Here is a 17,895-nt window from a genome sequence, read left to right as displayed (position 1 = left end):
CGACAGCGGCGGTCGGTCGTAGATAGTTGCAGCCATGCAGCGCCCCGGTCGGGGCGCTGCAATGAAGGTCAGAAGTTTTCGCGCGGGTTGAACGCGGCTTTCTGCGCCAGTTCCTGCCACAGTGCCTTGACCTCATCGTCAGCCACTTTCGGCATCACCGCCTTGAGCTGCACGAACAGGTAACCCCGCTGCCCGGCCTTGTTCAGCAAACCGTGGCCTTTGGCACGCATGCGCTGGCCGTTCTGGCTGCCGGCCGGTACCTTGAGGTTGATCTTGCCGGTAAGGGTCGGCACCGCCACCTCGGTACCCAGCGCCAGTTCCCAAGGCGCCAGCGGCAGGTTGATCACCAGGTTTTCGCCGTCCACTTCAAATCTTGCGTGCGGTGCAAACTTGATGATCAGGTAAAGATCGCCATTGGCCCCGCCACCAATACCTGGCGCACCCTGCGCCTTGAGGCGGATGCGCTCGCCGTCGGCCACACCGGCGGGGATCTTCACATTCAGGCTCTTGGTGGTGTTGCTGACGTGCCGGCCCGAGGCGTCGTATTGCGGCACCTGGAAGTTGATCTGCTTGGACTCGGTAGACAGCGTCTCCTCAAGGGACACCGGCAGTTGCATCTCCACGTCCTGGCCTTTACGCCCGGCAGGGCGGCGTTGACCACCGCCAAAAGCGTCGCCACGCGAGCCGAAGATCGAACTGAAGAAATCCGAGAAGTCGCCCGCATCCTGGCCGCCGCCAAAACCGCCACGGCTCTGCCAGCCCGGTGGCCCTTGAAACGGCTGGCCATGCTGACCGTACTTGCGCAGTTCGTCGTACTCGGCACGTTTGTCGGCGCTTTTCAGCGCTTCGTAGGCTTCGGACGCATCCTTGAATTTCTCTTCGGCGTCTTTTTCCTTGCTCACATCCGGATGATATTTGCGCGCAAGCTTGCGATACGCGGCCTTGATTGCCTTGTCGTCCGCGCTCGGCTCAACGCCCAATATCTTGTAGTAGTCTTTGAAATCCATCGGCGGTTCACCATCCTCAATCGAGATCGCACAGCCCGGGGCACAACGTGCGCTGCTTTGCACCTGTTGAGTCTTGTGGCCTGGGAGTGCGTCAAAGTGTTATCGGCGCTTGCCGTATGCAACAGATGTGGGGGCAAATTGCGTACTTTCAAGCGCGATTTAACAGCGAGTTGGCCTACGCATCCGCCTTCGACTGGCATACACTGCGCGGCCGTTTTTTCGACCGGAACCCGATAGACATGAACAGCCCATCTCCAGCCCGTGCCTGCGGCATCGACTTTGGCACGTCCAACTCCACCGTCGGCTGGATCCGTCCCGGCATGGAAACGCTCATCGCGCTGGAAGACGGCAAGATTACCCTGCCGTCGGTGGTGTTCTTCAACATCGAGGAACGTCGCCCGGTCTATGGTCGCCTGGCCCTGCACGAGTACCTCGAAGGCTATGAGGGGCGCTTGATGCGTTCGCTCAAGAGCCTGCTGGGTTCCAAGCTGATCAAGCACGACACCAGCGTGCTGGGTACTGCAATGCCGTTCAAGGACCTGCTGGGCCTGTTTATCGGCCAGCTCAAAAGCCGCGCTGAAGCCACCGCCGGTCGCGAGTTCGAAGAGGTTGTGCTGGGCCGCCCGGTGTTCTTCGTCGATGACGACCCGATGGCCGACAAAGAAGCCGAAGACACCTTGGTCGACGTGGCACGCAAGCTGGGCTTCAAGGAAGTCTCGTTCCAGTACGAACCGATTGCGGCGGCATTCGACTACGAGTCCACCATCGAAAAAGAAGAGTTGGTGCTGATCGTCGATATCGGCGGTGGTACTTCCGACTTTTCCCTCGTGCGCCTGAGCCCGGAACGCCGCTCCGTCGATAACCGCCACGACGACATCCTCGCCACCGGCGGCGTGCACATCGGCGGCACCGACTTCGACAAGCAACTGTCGCTGGCCGGCATGATGCCGCTGTTCGGTTACGGCAGCCGCATGAAAAGCGGCGCCTATATGCCCACCAGCCATCACATGAACCTGGCCACCTGGCACACCATCAACTCGGTGTACTCGCAAAAATCCCAGCTGGCGTTGGGCAGCATGCGCTACGACATCGAAGACACGGGCGGCATCGACCGCCTGTTCAAGCTGATCGAACAGCGCGCCGGGCACTGGTTGGCGATGGAAGTGGAAGAGACCAAGATCCAGCTGACCCAAGAAGACAACCGCCATGTGGCGCTGGACCGTATCGAAAAAGGCCTGAGCGTCGACCTCAGCCGGGCCTTGTTCGAGTCGTCCATCGACAATCTGTTGGAGCGGGTGCGCGGCAGTGTGACGCAGTTGCTCAGCGACGCATCCGTAGGCGTCGAGCAAGTGGACACCGTGTTCTTTACCGGCGGCTCCAGCGGCATCCCCGCACTGCGCCACAGCATCTCGGCGATGCTGCCGAATGCACGGCATGTGGAAGGGAATATCTTTGGCAGTATCGGCAGTGGCCTGGCGATTGAAGCCAGTAAGCGCTACGGCTACTGAGTTTCAGCTGGAGGTCTACGGCGCCTGATACCTTGGAGCGAGCTTACTCGCGAAAAACCCACAGGCGCCGCGTTCATTCAGGCAACACGCGTTATCGTCGACGTTTTCGCGAGCTCGCTCCTACAGCATAAGGGCTTGCCCCGACGGGGCCAGGCTTAAACCATCCCGCCGAGCTTGAGCTCACTCTTGAGGTACGCGTAGTAAATCGGCCCCGCTACAACACCGGGTAAACCGAACGCGGCCTCGAATACCAGCATCGCCAACAACAACTCCCACGATTTGGCACTGATCTGCCCGCCCACAATGCGCGCGTTGAGGAAGTACTCGACCTTGTGGATCACGATCAGATACCCCAACGCCGCCACCGCCACCCAAATCGACAGCGACAACGCCACGATCGTGATCAGGGTGTTGGACATCAGGTTGCCGATCACCGGCAGCAGCCCCAGCAGGAACGTCAGCACGATCAAGGTTTTGGTCAGCGGCAGGTGGATGCCACACAGGGGCAGCACCACGGCAAGGAATATGGCAGTGAAGGCGGTGTTGAGCGCTGCAATCTTGATCTGGGCGAAGACGATATTGCGGAAGGCCTGGACCAGCAGGTGCAGGCGGTCGAACAACGCAGCGGCCAGGGGTTTGCGCTTGGTCAGGTCGGGCACGCGCTGCAGGGCGATGATCGCACCGAGCACCATACCGATCAGCAGCGTGACAAACATGTGGGCGGCATCTTTGCCCACCAGTTGCAGTTCGCTCAGGTGTTTGCTCAGCCAGTCGCCGATGGCTACGCGGAACTCAGCGGCGCTGGCGGGCAGGTAGGCATCGAGGAACGGCGGCAACTGGCTGCGTGCACGGTCGACCACGCCCATGAATTTGTCGAGGGAAGCCCCGGGGTTTTCCGCTTCGTGGAGCAAAAAGCTGATGGCGCCGGCGAAAATCAGCGCCAGTACGCTGACAATCAATGTGCCAAGCAATGCCACGGCGAGCCAACGCGCACGTCGCCCTTCGATCAGCCGTTGCAATTGGGGGGTGAGCATATTGACCAGTTCATACACCAACAAACCGGCCAACAGGCTAGGCAGCAGTCTCAACGGCAGGACCAGCAACAACCCGCCAAAAATGATGATGCAACTGACCAACAACAATACGTGACGCTGAGAAAACGTTGGCATACAGCCTCAAAACGAACGACGTTAAAGGATGTTGCTGCCGGAACAAGGTAACCGGCTCCGGCAGCAGAGGGCTGTGTGCGAGTGTCGCAGCCTTCTATGGCTTGGGGCTATTACTTCTTCAGGCAAGTGCTCATAAAAGTCTTGCGCGCATCGCCGGCCAAGGCCTGGGTTTTCGCCGACGCGTTGCAATCTTTCATCTTTTGCTGCTGAGGGGTCAGGGTCTTGGCGGCCGGCGCCGGGGCAGCCTTGAGGCACGTGCTCATGAAGGCCTTGCGCTCATCGCCCTTGAGCGCCTTGGTGGTGGCATCGGCGTTACAGGTGGTCATTTTGTTTTGCTGAGCGGTCTCGGCAAAGCTTTGGGAACACAGCAGCAAACCGATCATCAACAGCGGAACACGCAACATCTTCATGGAGTTTTCTCCCTGTTACCGTGCCGGAGGGGCATGGCCTACGAGCAGTGTAGCCAAAACCTGTTACATCTTCAGCGTCCGCGGATATTTGACCGGCGGTACTGCTCCGGCGTGCAACCGGCGTGGCGCTGGAACATGGCAATGAAGGCCGACGCGGTGCTGTAGCCCAGGTCGAAGGCGACATGTTGCACACTGCGCTCGCTGTCCAACGCTTCGATGGCGGCCAGGTAGCGCAAACGCTGGCGCCATTCGCCGAAGCTCATGCCCAACTCCCGCAAGAATTGCCGCGCCAAGGTGCGCTCGCTGACGTGCACCTGCTCGGCCCATTGCGCCAACGGTCGATTATCACCGGGGTCGGCCTGCAGGCCTTCCAGCACACCCAGCAGCCCCGGGTTGCGCGCGTAAGGCAGGAAGCAATCGTGAATCGGCGCCTGTTTGAGCTGGTCCACCAGCACCTGGGCCAGGCGGATATCGGCGTCGGCCCGCGGAATATTGACGCCGCGCCGGGCGAAGTCGCGCAGGATGGCCTTGAGGATATCACTGATGGCCAGGGTGCACGGCTGCGGCGGCAGTTGCTCACAGAGTTCAGGCGCCAAGCCCACTGAGTGGTAGACAATCGCCTCGGCATTGTAGGAACTGTGCTCGGTATGCGGCGGCACCCACACCGCGTACTGCGGCGGCGACATGAAGCGGCTGCCGGCCACTTCCATGCGCATCACGCCGCTGGAGGAATAATCCAGCGATCCCCAGAAGTGCTCATGTGGCGTGCACTCGGTATCGGGGGCGAAATCGGAGTAACGGAAGTACACGGGGCTTGGCAGCCGGCGGAAATCCGGGAGGCGTACGGTATGTCTGGCCATGTTGTCTGGATACAGGGGTCGGTTGTCTGGTTCGCAGTATAAGCTTCTATCCAGACAGCGGATAATCCCGTCTCGTCAACACACCAGGTTTCCCTCGATGCAATACGCGTATCCACTGCTGGCCATTTTTATCTGGGCCGGCAACACCGTTGTCAACAAACTGGCCGTGGGCTCGCTTTTCCCGGCGGAGATCGGCTTTTATCGCTGGCTGCTGGCGGCACTGCTGTTCACGCCGTTCATGCTCAAGCCCGTGATTGCCCATTGGACGAACATCCGCGCGAACCTGGGCAAGGTCTTCATCCTCGGCGTGCTCGGCATGGCCGTGTACCAAAGCCTGGCGTATTACGCCGCGTCCCTGACGACCGCGACCAACATGGGCATCATCTTGTCGCTGATGCCTTTGATGGCACTGACCGCTGCAATCATCAGCCTCGGCCAGCGGCTCACCTTCGGCGCACTGGCCGGCGCGGTGCTGTCGTTTGCCGGCGTGGTCGTCGTGGTGTCGGCCGGCAGCCTGGGCGCGCTGCTGCAACATGGGGTCAACCTGGGCGACGGCATGATGCTGGTGGCCACCCTCGCCTACGCGGTCTACAGCACCCTGCTGAAAAAATGGCAGTTGCGCCTGCCACCGTTGGTCTTGCTGTACCTGCAGGTGCTGGTGGCCGTGGTGGTGCTGTTTCCGCTGTTCCTGTTCTCAGCCAAGGCGGGTTTGGGCTGGGCGAATATTCCACTGGTGCTGTATGCGTGCTTGCTGGCATCAATGGCGGCGCCGTTGGCCTGGATGCATTCGGTGAAGACCTTGGGCCCGAGCCGCACCACGCTGTTTTTCAACCTGCTGCCGTTGATCACCGCGTTGATTGCGGCGGTGGTGCTGAAGGAAGAGCTGGCGCTGTATCACCTGGTGGGCGGCTTGCTGACGCTGGGCGGGGTGATTCTGTCGGAGCGTTGGACGACGCCGGTCAGGGCCGCCTGAGCCCCTCCCCCATTAAAGCCCGGCGTCCTTCAAGCGCGCGGCATGCTCGACAAATAACCGGATCGGCTCGGCGCCCTTACCCACCAGGCCCATGGACTGGTTGACGATATCGAAGTGGTCCAGGGCGTAGTCATCACCGATCACCAACCCCAGGTGCGAGCTGTAGCGCCCGACCATGCCGTCGCACTGGCCCTTCTCCCGCACGAAGCTGCGCGCGAACAAGCGGCAGCTTCGATTGCTCCCATCGAACAGGTTGCGCCCACGGTCGGTGATACCCGGTTGCAAGGTGCCCGACCATGAGTAATAGCGTACGCCGTTGACCTCCTCCGGGCCGTGCCCGCCCCATGTCTGCGGCAGACCCTGTGGGTACTGGCGATTGAACAGCGCCACCCCTTCGCGGGTGAGGGAAAGATGCGAGGCCCGCAGGTCCGCCTTGAAGCGCGGCCCGCGATAGCCGGTTTCCAGCACACCCATCACCCAGGCGACCAGATGAAACAGCGCGCTGATGATGCGGCCTTTAACACCGTCGGGCGGGTAATGCAGGTGGAAATGGTCGGCCAGTTCGGAGCCATGGTTGGGCCCGGCCACCGACGTCACCGATGCCACCCATTCGGGGCGCTTGGCCGCAGCATAACGCGCCGTGAGCGCACCCTGGCTGTGGCCGATCAGGTTGACCTTGGCGAGGCCGGTCTCGCGACGAATGCGCTCGATGTGCGCCAGCAATTGCTCGCCGCGCACCTCGCTGGAGTCGAGCGGCGCCACCTGCACAGGAAATACCTGCGCCCCGCCCGCCTGCAGCGCCGGAACGATGCCGTACCAGTAGGGAAACCACCCCAGGCGCACAAAGCCCAGCATGCCTGGCACCAGCACCAAGGGATAACGCGTGGCCAACGACTGCGACATGAAACGGGCATCCTCCAAACCTGATTCCAGCAGCCTAGCCCAACCTCAAGTCCGCCTTATGACGTTGTCGGTAAATCCGATAAAACTTTTTGCTTCACTCAGGACTCACAACTTGGAGCTACCACGCCAGCAGAGCGTGGCGCAAAACCGGATTACTCCCAGGAGATTGAGATGAACCAAGCAAACCTGACTGACGTCGCGACCCTACGCAGCCGCGCCCGCCAGAACGTTGAAAACGGCGCCGTGACCGAAGGCTATGAGGCCGACCGCGAAGAAATCATCCGCCTGCTCAACGCGTCGTTGGCCACTGAACTGGTCTGCGTGCTGCGTTACAAGCGTCACTACTTCATGGCCAGTGGTATCAAAGCCTCCGTCGCCGCCGATGAGTTCCTTGAGCACGCGACCCAGGAAGCCGAGCACGCCGACAAACTCGCCGAACGCATCGTGCAGTTGGGTGGCGAGCCGGAGTTCAACCCCGACCTGCTGTCGAAAAACTCCCACGCTCAATACGTGGCCGGCAAGGACCTCAAGGAAATGGTCTACGAAGACCTGGTGGCGGAGCGTATTGCGGTGGACAGCTATCGCGAAATCATCCAATACATCGGCGATAAAGACCCGACCACCCGCCGCCTGTTCGAGGAGATTCTGGCGCAGGAAGAAGAGCATGCCGACGACATGGCGGATATCCTCGAAAGCCTGTAATCGTTAACACCGCAATACCTATGTGGGAGGGCTTGCCCTCCCACATCAGTTTCTCGGTTACCACCGTTACTTAACGGTTTTCGGCGCTTTACCTTCCTTCATCTGCTGCAGTAGCGGCGCACATTGGTTGGGTTCATCACCGCTCGGTGCGACCAACGCCAACAAACCGGCAGCCGGACCGGCAATCACACCCAACGCAACCATGCCCGCCCCCCGCAATGCCAGCGGAATGGCCTTGACCCCTGCATTGGGCTTGATAAACGGCCCGTTGACGTACAGCGGCGAACGCAGGGAGAACAGGCGGAAGCCTTTCGACTCCGGCGTGATGGTCAGGTCCAACTGCTCCGTGGCCATATTCGCGGTGCCGTCGATGTAGATAATGGCGTTCTCGGTGTCGAACACAAACAGCCGCGTGGTCGCCAAGCCCGTCTTGATGCCGAAATCGGCAGCCGCGCAGTTGATCTTCACTTCTTTGTCGCCGAACAAGCGACCCACCACGTAGTTGCCCACGTTGAGCCCGGCAATTTCCATCAGGCCACGGCTGATGGCGCCATCGTTGATCAACATCTTCAGGTCGCCATTGGAAGTGCCCAGCAGCGCCGCCACGGAGTTGCCACGCCCGGAAATATCCGCATCGCCGTTGAGCTCGCCGAAGCTGGTTTTCATCGGTTCGAAGGTTGGGAACAACTGCTTGAGCTTGAAGTTGCGCGCGGTGAGCTTGGCCCGGCCTTCCATCGGCGTGGTACGGCCGTTCAGGCTGATCTGCGCGTCCAGCTTGCCGCCCGCCACGCCGAAACGCAGGGGTTCGAGGCTGAGCTGGCCGTCATTGAGAACCAAGTGGGTATAGAGGTCGGTGAAGGGCAGCTCGGCGCTGTGCACGATGCGTTTGCCGGTGAACTCCACGTCGGCGTCCATATCGCGCCAGCGGTCGGTGCGGAACTCTTCCACCGGCAGCACTTTGGTTGCCGGCTGCTTGCTCGCGCCGCCACGGGCTTTTTGCTTGGCGTTGGAGTCTGCGCCGATCAAGGGGGCAAGGTCGGCCATCAACAGTTGGTTGGAGATCAAGGTACCGGTGAGCTTTGGCCGTGGCTGGCTGGCTACGTAGCCCAGGTCACCGTGGATATCGCTGTTGCCGATCTTGCCGTTGAAGTTTTCATAGCGAAAGGACGCGCCGCTGGTTTCGTGCAGCTTGGCGATCAGATGGCCGTCGGTGGAATAGGCCGGCGAGTCCGGCAGGGTCACACCGGTCAACGGGTACAGGTTGCCCAGGCTGCTGCCGGAGAGCTTCAGGCGCAGGTCCAGGGCTCCAAGGTTCAGCGGATCGGTGAGGGTGCCGGCCAGGGCGATACTGGTGTCGGCCACCTTCACCTGAGCCTGCAACGGGAAAGGCTTGGCCGCGTCCTGCAGCGCAAGCAGGCCACCGATCTTGCCGGTGCCGTCGAGTTTCTGGCCGTGATACTGGCCTTTGACCTTGAGACCGAACGCATAGTCCTGGGGCGCCGAGCCTTTTTCCAGGGCCTTCTTCGCATCGGCATCGCCGACGATCTCGCCAAAGGGGATGGGTTTACCCAGCGGGTCAATGATGACGTCCAGCTGAGTCTTCAGCGTCTGGTCATCAAGGGTCACATGACCTTTGTCGAAGCCGATGGCACCGATGTCTACCACCCAGTTTGAAGGTTCGGCATTGGGATCCTTGGGGTCGAACTTGAAGGTCCAGTTGGCGCGGCCATCGGCCAGGCGCTGCAAGTCGGCACTCGGCTCGGTGAGGTCAATGCGTGGGATGACCACACGCTGCACCAGCAACGCCAAGGGCGAAATGCGCAACTCCACTTTCTTGAGCGTGACCATCTGTGGTTTTTTCGACCAGTCGGGGTTGCCCAGGGTCAGGTCTTCGGCGATCACGTGGGGCCACGGCACCCAGGCACGCCAGCCGCCTTCATCGGGCTCACGTTGCCACACCACCGCAAGGTTGCCATTGATGGCGAACGGGCGATGCAGCTCTTCCGAGACTTTGGCGTTGAGGGGCGGCTTGATGCGGTTCCAGTCAAAGAATGCCAGGACCATTACCACCACGGCGATTAACAGAACGAAGCTGGCGCAGCTCCAAACCACAATTTTACGAGTGCGCGTCATTGCACAGGACTCCTGAATACGACTGGCAAGGCTACTCCATTGGAGCAACTTATAAAGCTGTGACTGGCAAACCGCCCGGGGGTTTAACCGGTCTGCGGTTTTAGCCGAAAAAAGCCGTTTTCCTGACCGAACCGACAGCTTAAATCATCAACGGCGCACCATTGTTACCCGGGCTCGTGTCGAAAATACCCACCACGGTGCAAAACCGCGGGCTTGAGAGGCCCGCGCTAGAGCCTCTGCACGGAACAATCAATTCTGTTGATTATTACCATTGTGTTTATGAACTTTTATATCGACTTATCAAGAGTAGCATTAGCTCTGTACCCACTTTATCGCCCTCCCAAGGAGCAACTCTCATGAAACGCCAACTACTCGCTACCGTGTTGCTGTCCGTCCTGGCTTCCAGTGCGTTTGCCTTGCCAGCTGCCGAACAAGCCACCCCACAGAACAAAGCTCAAGTCATGCAATCCAGCCAGACCCTGGCCCGCAGCGGTTCGCAAGAAGAAGAGAATCGCGACTACGCCAAAGGTGCTGTTGCTGAAAACGGTTCGGAACACGCCAACAAACGCGCCTACACCGAAGGCGTCGCTGAAGGTGGCTATGATCGCCTGCAAGAGAAAGGTTTGGTAGAAGGCGGCGCTGAACAAGCCAACAAACGTGCCTATACCGACGGCGTTGCTGAAGGCGGTGCAGACCGTCTGCAAGAACTGCATCAAGCACAGAGCTGAGCCCGTGGTGGCCCGGAAAAAAGCCCGATCAGCCGATCGGGCTTTTGCTTTTATATAGACCGCATCACGCATTGCTCCCGCCAAGTTCGACGCCGGCAAAGCGCTTTTGCTAGAGTGCATCGCTGTACTTGCCGACTAAGCCCTCCCGCTCATGCTGCCCCGCGCCGAACAGAAGCAACAGACCCGCCTCGCCCTGATGGACGCAGCCCGCCATCTGATGGAGTGTGGCCGAGGATTCGGCAGCCTGAGCCTGCGGGAAGTGACCAAGAAGGCGGGAATCGTGCCCACCGGTTTCTACCGGCACTTTGCCGATATGGACCAGCTTGGGCTGGCGTTGGTGAGTGAAGTCGGCCAAACCTTCCGCGCCACGATTCGCCTGGTGCGCCACAATGAATTCGTGATGGGCGGCATTATCGATGCCTCGGTCCGGATCTTTCTGGATGTGGTGTCGGCCAACCGCTCGCAGTTCCTGTTTCTGGCACGCGAGCAATACGGTGGCTGCCTGGCCGTGCGTCAAGCTATCGGCGCACTGCGCGAAGACATCACCCGCGACCTGGCCGCAGATCTCACGCTGATGCCCAAGTTGCAACACCTCGACGCAGACGGCTTGCACGTGATGGCCGACTTGATCGTCAAAAGTGTCTTCGCCACCCTGCCCGATATCATTGATCCGCCCGCCCACGCGCTGCCGCCGCACCTCACGCCACAGGCGAAAATCACCCAGCAATTGCGCTTTATCTTCATCGGCTTGAAGCACTGGCAAGGCCTGGGCAGCACCGAATGACGCCATCACCCCGCCGGGTGAAAGCGCTTGGCCGTGGTGTAGTTCTTGTTCCAGTAACGGTTGCTCAACGAATCGATGCGGATGTTCTTGCCGGTGCGCGGCGAATGGATAAATTTGCCCTCGCCTATATAAAGGCCCACATGGCTGACCTGACCGCGTCCGTTACCTTTGAAAAACACCGCGTCCCCAGGCTTGAGGGCGTTGCGTTTGATGGTCGGGGCCGAGGAACGGTGCATCGCCGCCGTGGTGCGTGGTATCTGGATACGGGCTTGCGTCTTGAACAGGTAGACCAGAAAGCTGCTGCAATCGAAGCCCTGTTGCACCGAAGTGCCACCCCATTTGTAAGGTGTGCCCAGCAGTTCATGGGCGCGGTCGACGACATCGTCGATGGCCGTTTCCTTCAGCGAGGTACTGAAGGTGGGGTGGGGCTGCAAGGAAGCCGAAGCCGATGAAATGACAAAAGACAGGCTGATAAGCACTAAACAACACAATGATCTAAACATGATGAACGTCGCAGTGGATTAAACACGGCGCACAGCCTAATGATCATGTCGGTAATGTTTTGAACGGAGAATCCTGAAGGCCCGTAGGACAAATCCGAAAACGCCCATATCGGGTGCATCAAGCCAATTCACGCACCAATTTAGAGCGATCAAGGAATCCGCCGACGCCCTATTAGGTGGCGCCGCTGTACTTACCTACAGGCAATTCCTACTCCCCCTCGAGGTTGGCAAGCCCCTTGCTCTAGCTGTTTCATCGCTCATAGCTGGAAGCTCTCTGATGCTGGTGATCCACCGCCGAATCGCCCCACAAGCCCTCTGGGCCGCCGAGTTGCTGCTGAACTTTGAGGCGCGCAGCAAAAGCCGCCTGCGCTGTTTCAGTGCCGACGGTGAAGACGTCGGCCTTTTCCTGGAGCGTGGTCAGCCACCGCTGCACGATGGCGAATTCCTGCAGGCTGAAGACGGACGTGTCGTACGCGTGTGTGCCCGGCCTGAACAACTGCTGCACGTCACCTGCAGCAGTGCCTTTGAATTGACGCGTGCGGCTTACCACCTGGGCAACCGCCATGTGGCATTGCAGGTAGGCGACGGCTGGCTGCGCCTGCTCGATGACTATGTGCTCAAGGCCATGCTCGAACAACTGGGCGCGCAAACGCAAACCATCGGAGCGCCCTTTCAACCGGAGCATGGTGCCTATGGCGGTGGCCACCATCACTCGCGCCATGGCGATGAAGATTTCAACTACCCGCCCAAGCTGCACCAGTTCGGCGTGCGTCTATGAACCCAGCCTGGGCGCTGCTGCGTCTGGCCAGTCCGCAATTGCCGATTGGCGGCTACAGCTATTCCCAGGGGCTGGAAATGGCCGTGGAAAATGGCCGGGTCAAGGATGCGGCCAGCGCGCATGAATGGATCAGCGACCAGTTGCTGCTCAACCTCGCCCGCTTCGAAGCCCCTCTGTTGCTCGCCCATTGCAACGCTGCCGCTGCGCAGGATTGGCCGCGCCTCGCGCAATTGTATGAAGAACACCGCGCCAGCCGTGAGACCCGCGAGCTGTATCAGGAAAGCCGTCAGATGGGCTATTCCTTGCAACAACTACTCAACGGCCTGCCCGAACTGGACGACGCAGCCCGTACATTTCTTGAACCGTGCGCCGAACCGCATCTCGCCCTGGGTTGGGCGCTGGCGGCACGCGCCTGGAACATCAGCCCCGGCGACGCCCTGGCCGCCTGGCTGTGGAGCTGGCTGGAAAACCAACTGGCCGTGCTGATGAAAACCCTGCCGTTGGGGCAGCAGGCCGCGCAACGCCTGACCAGCCAATTGCTGCCGTTGCTGCAACAGGCCCAGCAGGATGCCACCGATATCGCCCCCAACCACCTCGGCAGCGCCGCTTTCGGCCTGTCCCTGGCGTGTATGGCCCATGAACGCCAGTACAGCCGCCTGTTCCGCTCTTAGGAGCGGTTTATTTTGGAGAGACACATGAACACACAACCCCTGCGTGTCGGCATCGGCGGCCCGGTGGGCTCCGGCAAGACGGCCCTGACCCTGGCCCTGTGCCTGGCGCTGCGCGATCGCTACAACCTGGCGGTGGTCACCAATGACATCTACACCCGCGAAGATGCCGACTTCCTGGTGCGCAACCAGGCTTTGGCCCCCGAACGCATTATCGGCGTGGAAACCGGCGGCTGCCCGCATACGGCGATTCGTGAAGATGCCTCGATCAACCTGGAGGCGGTGGACCAGCTCAACCGGCGTTTCCCCGGCCTGGACTTGATTCTGGTGGAGTCGGGCGGCGACAACCTGTCGGCGACGTTCAGCCCGGAGCTGTCGGACCTGACCATTTATGTGATCGATGTGTCCGCCGGCGACAAACTGCCACGCAAAGGCGGACCGGGTATCTGCAAATCCGACTTGCTGGTGATCAACAAGATCGACCTGGCGCCGCTGGTGGGCGCCTCGCTGGAATTGATGAACAGCGATACCCAGCGCATGCGCAACGGTAAACCCTTTGTATTCAGCAACCAGAAAACCGGCGTCGGCCTGGATGACATCGTCGCCTTTATCGAACGTCAGGGTTTGCTGACTGCCGCCTGATCCCCCACAAGGAGTCTGTTATGAACCTCAAGAAACTCTTCGCCGCCGCCAGTCTGCTGCTGGCCCCCGCCCTAGCGTTCGCCCACCCGGGCCACGGCGACAACGGCCTGGTGGCCGGCATCAGCCACCCACTGGGCGGTCTCGACCATTTGCTGGCGATGGTTGCGGTCGGCCTGTGGGCGGCGCAACAAAAAGGCAATGCGCGCTGGGCACTGCCCTGTACCTTTGTCGGCACCATGCTGATAGGCGGCCTGCTGGGCTTCGAAGGGCTGCAGTTGCCGGCACTGGAAAGCGGGATTGCCGCCTCGGTGCTGGCGTTGGGCCTGGCCGTAGCACTGGCGGTGCGGCCGCCATTGTTCGTGGCCGTCGGGGCGACGGCGTTGTTTGCGCTGTTCCATGGTGTGGCGCATGGTTTGGAACTGCCGGATATGTCCAGCCCTTGGGCGTATGCGGCTGGGTTCGTCGGTGCGACTGCGGCACTGCACGCTGCCGGTTATGCCGTGGTGCGCTTCCTGCCGACGGCGGCAGCGCCGTTGGTGCGGGTGGCCGGGGCAGCGTCGGCGGCGACTGGGGGGTGGCTGCTTTTCGGCTAAAAGCTGCAAGCTGCAAGCTGCAAGCTGCGAGTAAAAGCTGATTTGCGCTTACTTGCAGCTTGCCGCTAACAACTTGCGACGGCCCCTCTGCTACCATGCGCGCCTACACCCCTGCCGTGACGACGCCAGCTGATGCCCATCGCTTCCCAACCTTCCTTGAATTCCGTGCTCACGCACTTCCATGACCTGATCGTGCCCCTCTGGCAAGGCCCGGGCTGGAATGCCGACCTCGCGCTGCCCTATGAGGCGCTGGATGCCGACCACCGGCCACTGCCCCCGCAACGCTACCGCGCCATGGCTTGTGCCCGGCAGTTGTACCTGTTCGCCAGCCTGATCGGTGAGCCCGACAGCGCCTTTGCCGAAGAGCGCGCAGCGGCGCTGTTCCGTTCCCTGCAACGGCATTTCCACGACGCCGAGCACGGTGGCTGGTTCTACAGCATCGACGCGGCCGGCCAGCCGCTGGACAAGCGCAAAGACCTGTACACCCACGCCTTCATCATCTTCTCCTGCGCCCACTACTGGGCGAAGGTGCGCGAGCCGTTGGTGGAGTCGGTGCTGAATGCCGCCCTGGCGGTGGTCGCCGAACGCTTCGCTACCGGCGACGGCCTGTACGAAGCGGTAGTGGAACGCAACTGGTCATCCCTTCAATCCGGCCCGTTGCAAAACCCGCTGATGCATCTGGCCGAAGGCTTCCTCGCCACGCTGGCGGTGCGTGAAGACACTGTCACACAAGACGCGCTGCTGGATTTGGCAAACGCTCTGCAGAAGCGTTTTATCGATCGTCAGCACGGCGTGATGATGGAGAAGCCACTGGGTGCTGTGGATAACTGGTTTGAGCCAGGGCACCAGTTCGAATGGTTCTTTTTGCTGGAATCGTCAGACGTGCTGCGCGGCACGCCGCTGCATGCATCGTTGACGCGGGCATTTGCCTACGCCGAGCTCAAGGGTGTGGATAAATCCAGCGGCGCGGTCAGTGGCATGCTTGCCCTCGATGGCAGCGTGCGCGACGGCACCCAACGGATCTGGGCGCAGGCCGAATACCTGCGCGCACTGACCTTGCGGCCAGGCAGCGAGGCCGTGTTGCAACGCCAATTGCTGGCGCTGCAACAACGCTTCCTGCATGAAAAAGGCTGGCATGAATGCCTGGATGCCAAGGGCGACGTGAGCCGACGGGACATGCCGTCGACCACGCCGTATCACTTGGCGACCTGCTACCAGGGTCTTATGCAATCCACTTGCGATCTGCGGTAAAGCTGATCGTCAGCCAGCGCGCCGCATCAGGCGCGCCGAGCCCTGTGGATATCTCTTCGCGCAGCCGGTCGAGGGTTGCAATGTTATCCACCGGGTAATCCGCCGGCAGCACCACGTGGATCTCGATAAACCGCGCCCGCCCGTGCTTTTGCACGTAAGACACGTAGTCGTCGAAGCCATGCCTGGCCTGGGCCGCGTCCATCACTTCGCGTACTTTGTCGTCCAACTGGTCCGGGGCGATGCCCAATACCTCACGCAGCGCCGGGCGCAAGATCTTGAAGGCCGGGGCCAGCATGCTCAGGGCCAGTAGAATCAAGATCAATGGGTCGACATACACGGCCCACTCGCCGTAACCCTGGGACTTGAGCAACAGGGAAGCGAGAAAGCTGATCAGCAAGCCCACCGACAGCATCGCATCCACCAGCCAACTGATATTGTCGAACTGGATCAGTGAAGATTTCAGCGTGCGATTGCGGTAGCGCACGTAGAAGAAGTAGGCGAATTCGACGACGGTAAACACCGCCGCATAAATGATCACCAACCCCAACTCGATCTCGCGTCCACCATTGATAATGCCGAACACGCCATTGAGGAACGCATAAATGGCGATCAGCAGCAGGAAACTGCCTTCGATCAGCAGCACCATGGGCTCCAGGTGCCAATAGCCGAACTGGAAGCGCTCGTTGCTTTTTTTGGCAATCAGCTTGGCCGTGATCAGCATCAACACCTTGATGGCGGTGGCGATCAGCGAGAAAAAGCCGTCGAATAAAATGGATTGGGCGCCAGAAATCACACCCGTGACAATCCCGGCGATCGCCACGGCGAACATCAGGATGGTCGATTGTTTGAGCAGTGCCTGCTCACCTCGGTTACTCACATTTCCTCCCGTCAAAACCTGAATCCGCACGATGCGGAGGGGCTTTCAGGCGGCGGAGTATACCTTATGCCGTGTTTTGGCCGATTTGACGCCATCGGGAGCAAGCCCGATGGCCAGTCAGTCGAGACCTTCTGTAGGAGCGAGCTTGCTCGCGAAGGTCGTTAACGATGACGTTGGTTTCCTGATTCAACGCGGCGTTGTCGGGTTTTTCGCGAGCAAGCTCACTCCTACAGGATGACAGCGACACGGTCTAAAGCCTTACTTGGCCCCGCGCTCAATCGCAAAACCAGCCCAGGTCTGGCTCACCGGCATCAGCTCCAGGCGGTTGATGTTCACATGCGCCGGCGTGTTCATCACCCAGAAGATCGTGTCGGCAATGTCCTGCGGCTGGATCGGCTCGGCGCCGGCATAGGTAGCGTCGTAGCGCGCCTGGTCCCCGCCGAAGCGCACCAACGAAAACTCACTCTCACACAAGCCCGGCTCGATATTGGTCACACGCACGCCGGTACCTTGCAGGTCGCAGCGCAAGTTCAGCGAGAACTGCTTCACGAATGCCTTGGAACCGCCATATACATGGCTGCCCGGGTACGGGTAGTTACCGGCGATGGAGCCCAGGTTGATGATGCCGGCACCGCGGCCGTAGGCGATCAGGCGTGGCAGCAGCAAGTTGGTGGTGGTCAACAGGCCCTTGATGTTGGTGTCGACCATGGTCTCCCAATCGTCGAGGTTGCACTTGGGCGCAGGGTCGGTCCCCACAGCCAGGCCGGCGTTGTTGATCAGCCCGCGCAGCTTGGCAAACGAAGGCGGCAGGTTGGCGATGGCGTCTTCCATGCCCTTGCGATCCCGGACGTCCACCACCAGGCCATGCACTTCAGTCTGCTTGGAAAGCTCTTCGACCAGAGCATTCAAGCGGTCGGCGCGACGGCCGGTGAGCACCAGTTTCCAACCGGCGTCGGCAAAACGACGGGCACAGGCTTCGCCAAAACCTGAAGTTGCGCCAGTAATAAACAGCGTGTCGGACATGGTGTTCTCCTTGCGGGCATCGAGGGGAAAAAATCAGCCAGCAGAATGCCCTTACCCCGGGATTGCGGCAACCGTTAAGCACACACTTTGCGCCGCAGCTGATCACTTTTTAACCATATCAAGCAAACCCTTATGAACCGTGGCCTGCAGCCATATGCACGCAGGTTATCCACAGCTGCGCCCACAGTCTTTGGGGGCAAATAGAAAATAGCTCAGGCCGCTCTGCACAAGGGCTCCAGGGTATTTTAGAAAGTTTTTTGCTTGACCTGAGCGGGGGCGTATGTAGGCCCGGGATGACAGAGAAAATCCGAGCGATGGCTCCAGGCCAGTCAGTTCGGCCTCTGCGGCAGTCTTTCCAGAGTTTAATCACAGACTTATCCACA

Annotated in this window: 19 protein-coding genes; 10 read left to right on the top strand and 9 right to left on the bottom strand. The window is 60.4% G+C overall.

The genetic code is table 11. The features are described 5' to 3' along the window. Window positions 1–68: 68 nt before the first annotated feature. Window positions 69–1,007, bottom strand: coding sequence for a DnaJ C-terminal domain-containing protein (locus EXW71_RS26755; protein ID WP_134660976.1), 939 nt, complete (start codon window positions 1,005–1,007; stop codon window positions 69–71). Between the two features lie 239 nt (window positions 1,008–1,246). Between EXW71_RS26755 and EXW71_RS26750 the strand changes: the two genes are divergently transcribed. Continuing rightward, window positions 1,247–2,515 carry an Hsp70 family protein gene (locus tag EXW71_RS26750; protein ID WP_134660977.1) on the top strand — a complete coding sequence of 423 codons (1,269 nt, stop codon included), beginning with the start codon at window positions 1,247–1,249 and terminating at the stop codon, window positions 2,513–2,515. Between the two features lie 155 nt (window positions 2,516–2,670). Here EXW71_RS26750 and EXW71_RS26745 read toward each other — a convergent pair whose 3' ends face one another. The 3 genes from EXW71_RS26745 to EXW71_RS26735 form a co-directional block, all read right to left on the bottom strand. Further along, window positions 2,671–3,684, bottom strand: a complete 1,014-nt coding sequence (locus EXW71_RS26745) for an AI-2E family transporter (RefSeq protein ID WP_123716080.1) — start codon at window positions 3,682–3,684, stop codon at window positions 2,671–2,673. A gap of 110 nt (window positions 3,685–3,794) precedes the next feature. Beyond that, on the bottom strand, window positions 3,795–4,094 hold the full coding sequence (locus EXW71_RS26740) for a PsiF family protein (protein ID WP_123716081.1): 300 nt from the start codon (window positions 4,092–4,094) through the stop codon (window positions 3,795–3,797). A gap of 71 nt (window positions 4,095–4,165) precedes the next feature. After that, on the bottom strand, window positions 4,166–4,954 hold the full coding sequence (locus EXW71_RS26735) for a helix-turn-helix transcriptional regulator (protein ID WP_134660978.1): 789 nt from the start codon (window positions 4,952–4,954) through the stop codon (window positions 4,166–4,168). Between the two features lie 97 nt (window positions 4,955–5,051). On the opposite strand from EXW71_RS26735, the gene EXW71_RS26730 reads away from it, so the two are divergent. After that, complete coding sequence (locus tag EXW71_RS26730; RefSeq protein ID WP_123716083.1) at window positions 5,052–5,927, top strand: DMT family transporter; 876 nt, start codon at window positions 5,052–5,054, stop codon at window positions 5,925–5,927. Between the two features lie 12 nt (window positions 5,928–5,939). On the opposite strand, the gene EXW71_RS26725 is transcribed toward EXW71_RS26730, so the two are convergent. Further along, a complete protein-coding gene (locus tag EXW71_RS26725) occupies window positions 5,940–6,830 on the bottom strand; it encodes a triacylglycerol lipase (protein WP_134660979.1) in 891 nt (296 codons plus the stop codon). Window positions 6,831–7,001: 171 nt separating this feature from the next. On the opposite strand from EXW71_RS26725, the gene EXW71_RS26720 reads away from it, so the two are divergent. Continuing rightward, on the top strand, window positions 7,002–7,532 hold the full coding sequence (locus EXW71_RS26720) for a bacterioferritin (protein WP_134660980.1): 531 nt from the start codon (window positions 7,002–7,004) through the stop codon (window positions 7,530–7,532). Between the two features lie 66 nt (window positions 7,533–7,598). Here EXW71_RS26720 and EXW71_RS26715 read toward each other — a convergent pair whose 3' ends face one another. Further along, entirely contained in the window at window positions 7,599–9,665 is a 2,067-nt protein-coding gene (locus tag EXW71_RS26715) for an AsmA family protein (protein ID WP_123716086.1), read from the bottom strand. A 356-nt stretch (window positions 9,666–10,021) separates the two neighbouring features. On the opposite strand from EXW71_RS26715, the gene EXW71_RS26710 reads away from it, so the two are divergent. After that, window positions 10,022–10,393 (top strand): hypothetical protein, encoded by a 372-nt coding sequence (locus EXW71_RS26710; RefSeq protein ID WP_123716087.1) that lies wholly within the window; start codon window positions 10,022–10,024, stop codon window positions 10,391–10,393. A 151-nt stretch (window positions 10,394–10,544) separates the two neighbouring features. Continuing rightward, entirely contained in the window at window positions 10,545–11,177 is a 633-nt protein-coding gene (locus EXW71_RS26705) for a TetR family transcriptional regulator (RefSeq protein ID WP_134660981.1), read from the top strand. Between the two features lie 5 nt (window positions 11,178–11,182). Here EXW71_RS26705 and EXW71_RS26700 read toward each other — a convergent pair whose 3' ends face one another. Beyond that, complete coding sequence (locus EXW71_RS26700) at window positions 11,183–11,680, bottom strand: C40 family peptidase (RefSeq protein WP_123716089.1); 498 nt, start codon at window positions 11,678–11,680, stop codon at window positions 11,183–11,185. 277 nt (window positions 11,681–11,957) lie between these two features. Between EXW71_RS26700 and ureE the strand changes: the two genes are divergently transcribed. From ureE to EXW71_RS26670, 5 genes are all read left to right on the top strand, one after another. Next, window positions 11,958–12,458, top strand: coding sequence for an urease accessory protein UreE (ureE, locus tag EXW71_RS26695; RefSeq protein WP_134660982.1), 501 nt, complete (start codon window positions 11,958–11,960; stop codon window positions 12,456–12,458). Continuing rightward, window positions 12,455–13,129, top strand: coding sequence for an urease accessory protein UreF (locus EXW71_RS26690; RefSeq protein ID WP_134660983.1), 675 nt, complete (start codon window positions 12,455–12,457; stop codon window positions 13,127–13,129). Before ureE ends, EXW71_RS26690 begins: the two co-directional genes overlap by 4 nt. A gap of 24 nt (window positions 13,130–13,153) precedes the next feature. Beyond that, window positions 13,154–13,768 carry an urease accessory protein UreG gene (gene ureG, locus EXW71_RS26685; RefSeq protein WP_003188109.1) on the top strand — a complete coding sequence of 205 codons (615 nt, stop codon included), beginning with the start codon at window positions 13,154–13,156 and terminating at the stop codon, window positions 13,766–13,768. A 20-nt stretch (window positions 13,769–13,788) separates the two neighbouring features. Continuing rightward, complete coding sequence (locus EXW71_RS26680; RefSeq protein WP_134660984.1) at window positions 13,789–14,361, top strand: HupE/UreJ family protein; 573 nt, start codon at window positions 13,789–13,791, stop codon at window positions 14,359–14,361. Between the two features lie 132 nt (window positions 14,362–14,493). Beyond that, window positions 14,494–15,612, top strand: coding sequence for an AGE family epimerase/isomerase (locus EXW71_RS26670; RefSeq protein WP_134660985.1), 1,119 nt, complete (start codon window positions 14,494–14,496; stop codon window positions 15,610–15,612). Here EXW71_RS26670 and EXW71_RS26665 read toward each other — a convergent pair. Together EXW71_RS26665 and EXW71_RS26660 are read right to left on the bottom strand one after the other, a co-directional pair. Beyond that, complete coding sequence (locus EXW71_RS26665) at window positions 15,584–16,489, bottom strand: cation diffusion facilitator family transporter (RefSeq protein WP_134660986.1); 906 nt, start codon at window positions 16,487–16,489, stop codon at window positions 15,584–15,586. The genes EXW71_RS26670 and EXW71_RS26665 overlap by 29 nt on opposite strands. 258 nt (window positions 16,490–16,747) lie before the next feature. Beyond that, the gene (locus EXW71_RS26660) at window positions 16,748–17,512 is read right to left on the bottom strand and encodes an SDR family oxidoreductase (protein WP_134660987.1); all 765 of its coding nucleotides are present in this window, start codon (window positions 17,510–17,512) and stop codon (window positions 16,748–16,750) included. Window positions 17,513–17,895: the final 383 nt, after the last annotated feature.

This window comes from Pseudomonas sp. BCA17 (genome assembly GCF_004519405.1).
Taxonomy (GTDB): Bacteria; Pseudomonadota; Gammaproteobacteria; order Pseudomonadales; family Pseudomonadaceae; genus Aquipseudomonas.
The sequence above is the reverse complement of the archived record's forward strand: the minus strand, read 5'-3'. Positions and strand labels throughout refer to the sequence as shown.

Bases quoted from the DNA above. Each gene is read 5' to 3' on its own strand.
- EXW71_RS26755 (WP_134660976.1), bottom strand. From the start codon at position 1,007: ATGGATTTCAAAGACTACTACAAGATATTGGGCGTTGAGCCGAGCGCG.
- EXW71_RS26750 (WP_134660977.1), top strand. From the start codon at position 1,247: ATGAACAGCCCATCTCCAGCCCGTGCCTGCGGCATCGACTTTGGCACG.
- EXW71_RS26745 (WP_123716080.1), bottom strand. From the start codon at position 3,684: ATGCCAACGTTTTCTCAGCGTCACGTATTGTTGTTGGTCAGTTGCATC.
- EXW71_RS26740 (WP_123716081.1), bottom strand. From the start codon at position 4,094: ATGAAGATGTTGCGTGTTCCGCTGTTGATGATCGGTTTGCTGCTGTGT.
- EXW71_RS26735 (WP_134660978.1), bottom strand. From the start codon at position 4,954: ATGGCCAGACATACCGTACGCCTCCCGGATTTCCGCCGGCTGCCAAGC.
- EXW71_RS26730 (WP_123716083.1), top strand. From the start codon at position 5,052: ATGCAATACGCGTATCCACTGCTGGCCATTTTTATCTGGGCCGGCAAC.
- EXW71_RS26725 (WP_134660979.1), bottom strand. From the start codon at position 6,830: ATGTCGCAGTCGTTGGCCACGCGTTATCCCTTGGTGCTGGTGCCAGGC.
- EXW71_RS26720 (WP_134660980.1), top strand. From the start codon at position 7,002: ATGAACCAAGCAAACCTGACTGACGTCGCGACCCTACGCAGCCGCGCC.
- EXW71_RS26715 (WP_123716086.1), bottom strand. From the start codon at position 9,665: ATGACGCGCACTCGTAAAATTGTGGTTTGGAGCTGCGCCAGCTTCGTT.
- EXW71_RS26710 (WP_123716087.1), top strand. From the start codon at position 10,022: ATGAAACGCCAACTACTCGCTACCGTGTTGCTGTCCGTCCTGGCTTCC.
- EXW71_RS26705 (WP_134660981.1), top strand. From the start codon at position 10,545: ATGCTGCCCCGCGCCGAACAGAAGCAACAGACCCGCCTCGCCCTGATG.
- EXW71_RS26700 (WP_123716089.1), bottom strand. From the start codon at position 11,680: ATGTTTAGATCATTGTGTTGTTTAGTGCTTATCAGCCTGTCTTTTGTC.
- ureE (WP_134660982.1), top strand. From the start codon at position 11,958: ATGCTGGTGATCCACCGCCGAATCGCCCCACAAGCCCTCTGGGCCGCC.
- EXW71_RS26690 (WP_134660983.1), top strand. From the start codon at position 12,455: ATGAACCCAGCCTGGGCGCTGCTGCGTCTGGCCAGTCCGCAATTGCCG.
- ureG (WP_003188109.1), top strand. From the start codon at position 13,154: ATGAACACACAACCCCTGCGTGTCGGCATCGGCGGCCCGGTGGGCTCC.
- EXW71_RS26680 (WP_134660984.1), top strand. From the start codon at position 13,789: ATGAACCTCAAGAAACTCTTCGCCGCCGCCAGTCTGCTGCTGGCCCCC.
- EXW71_RS26670 (WP_134660985.1), top strand. From the start codon at position 14,494: ATGCCCATCGCTTCCCAACCTTCCTTGAATTCCGTGCTCACGCACTTC.
- EXW71_RS26660 (WP_134660987.1), bottom strand. From the start codon at position 17,512: ATGTCCGACACGCTGTTTATTACTGGCGCAACTTCAGGTTTTGGCGAA.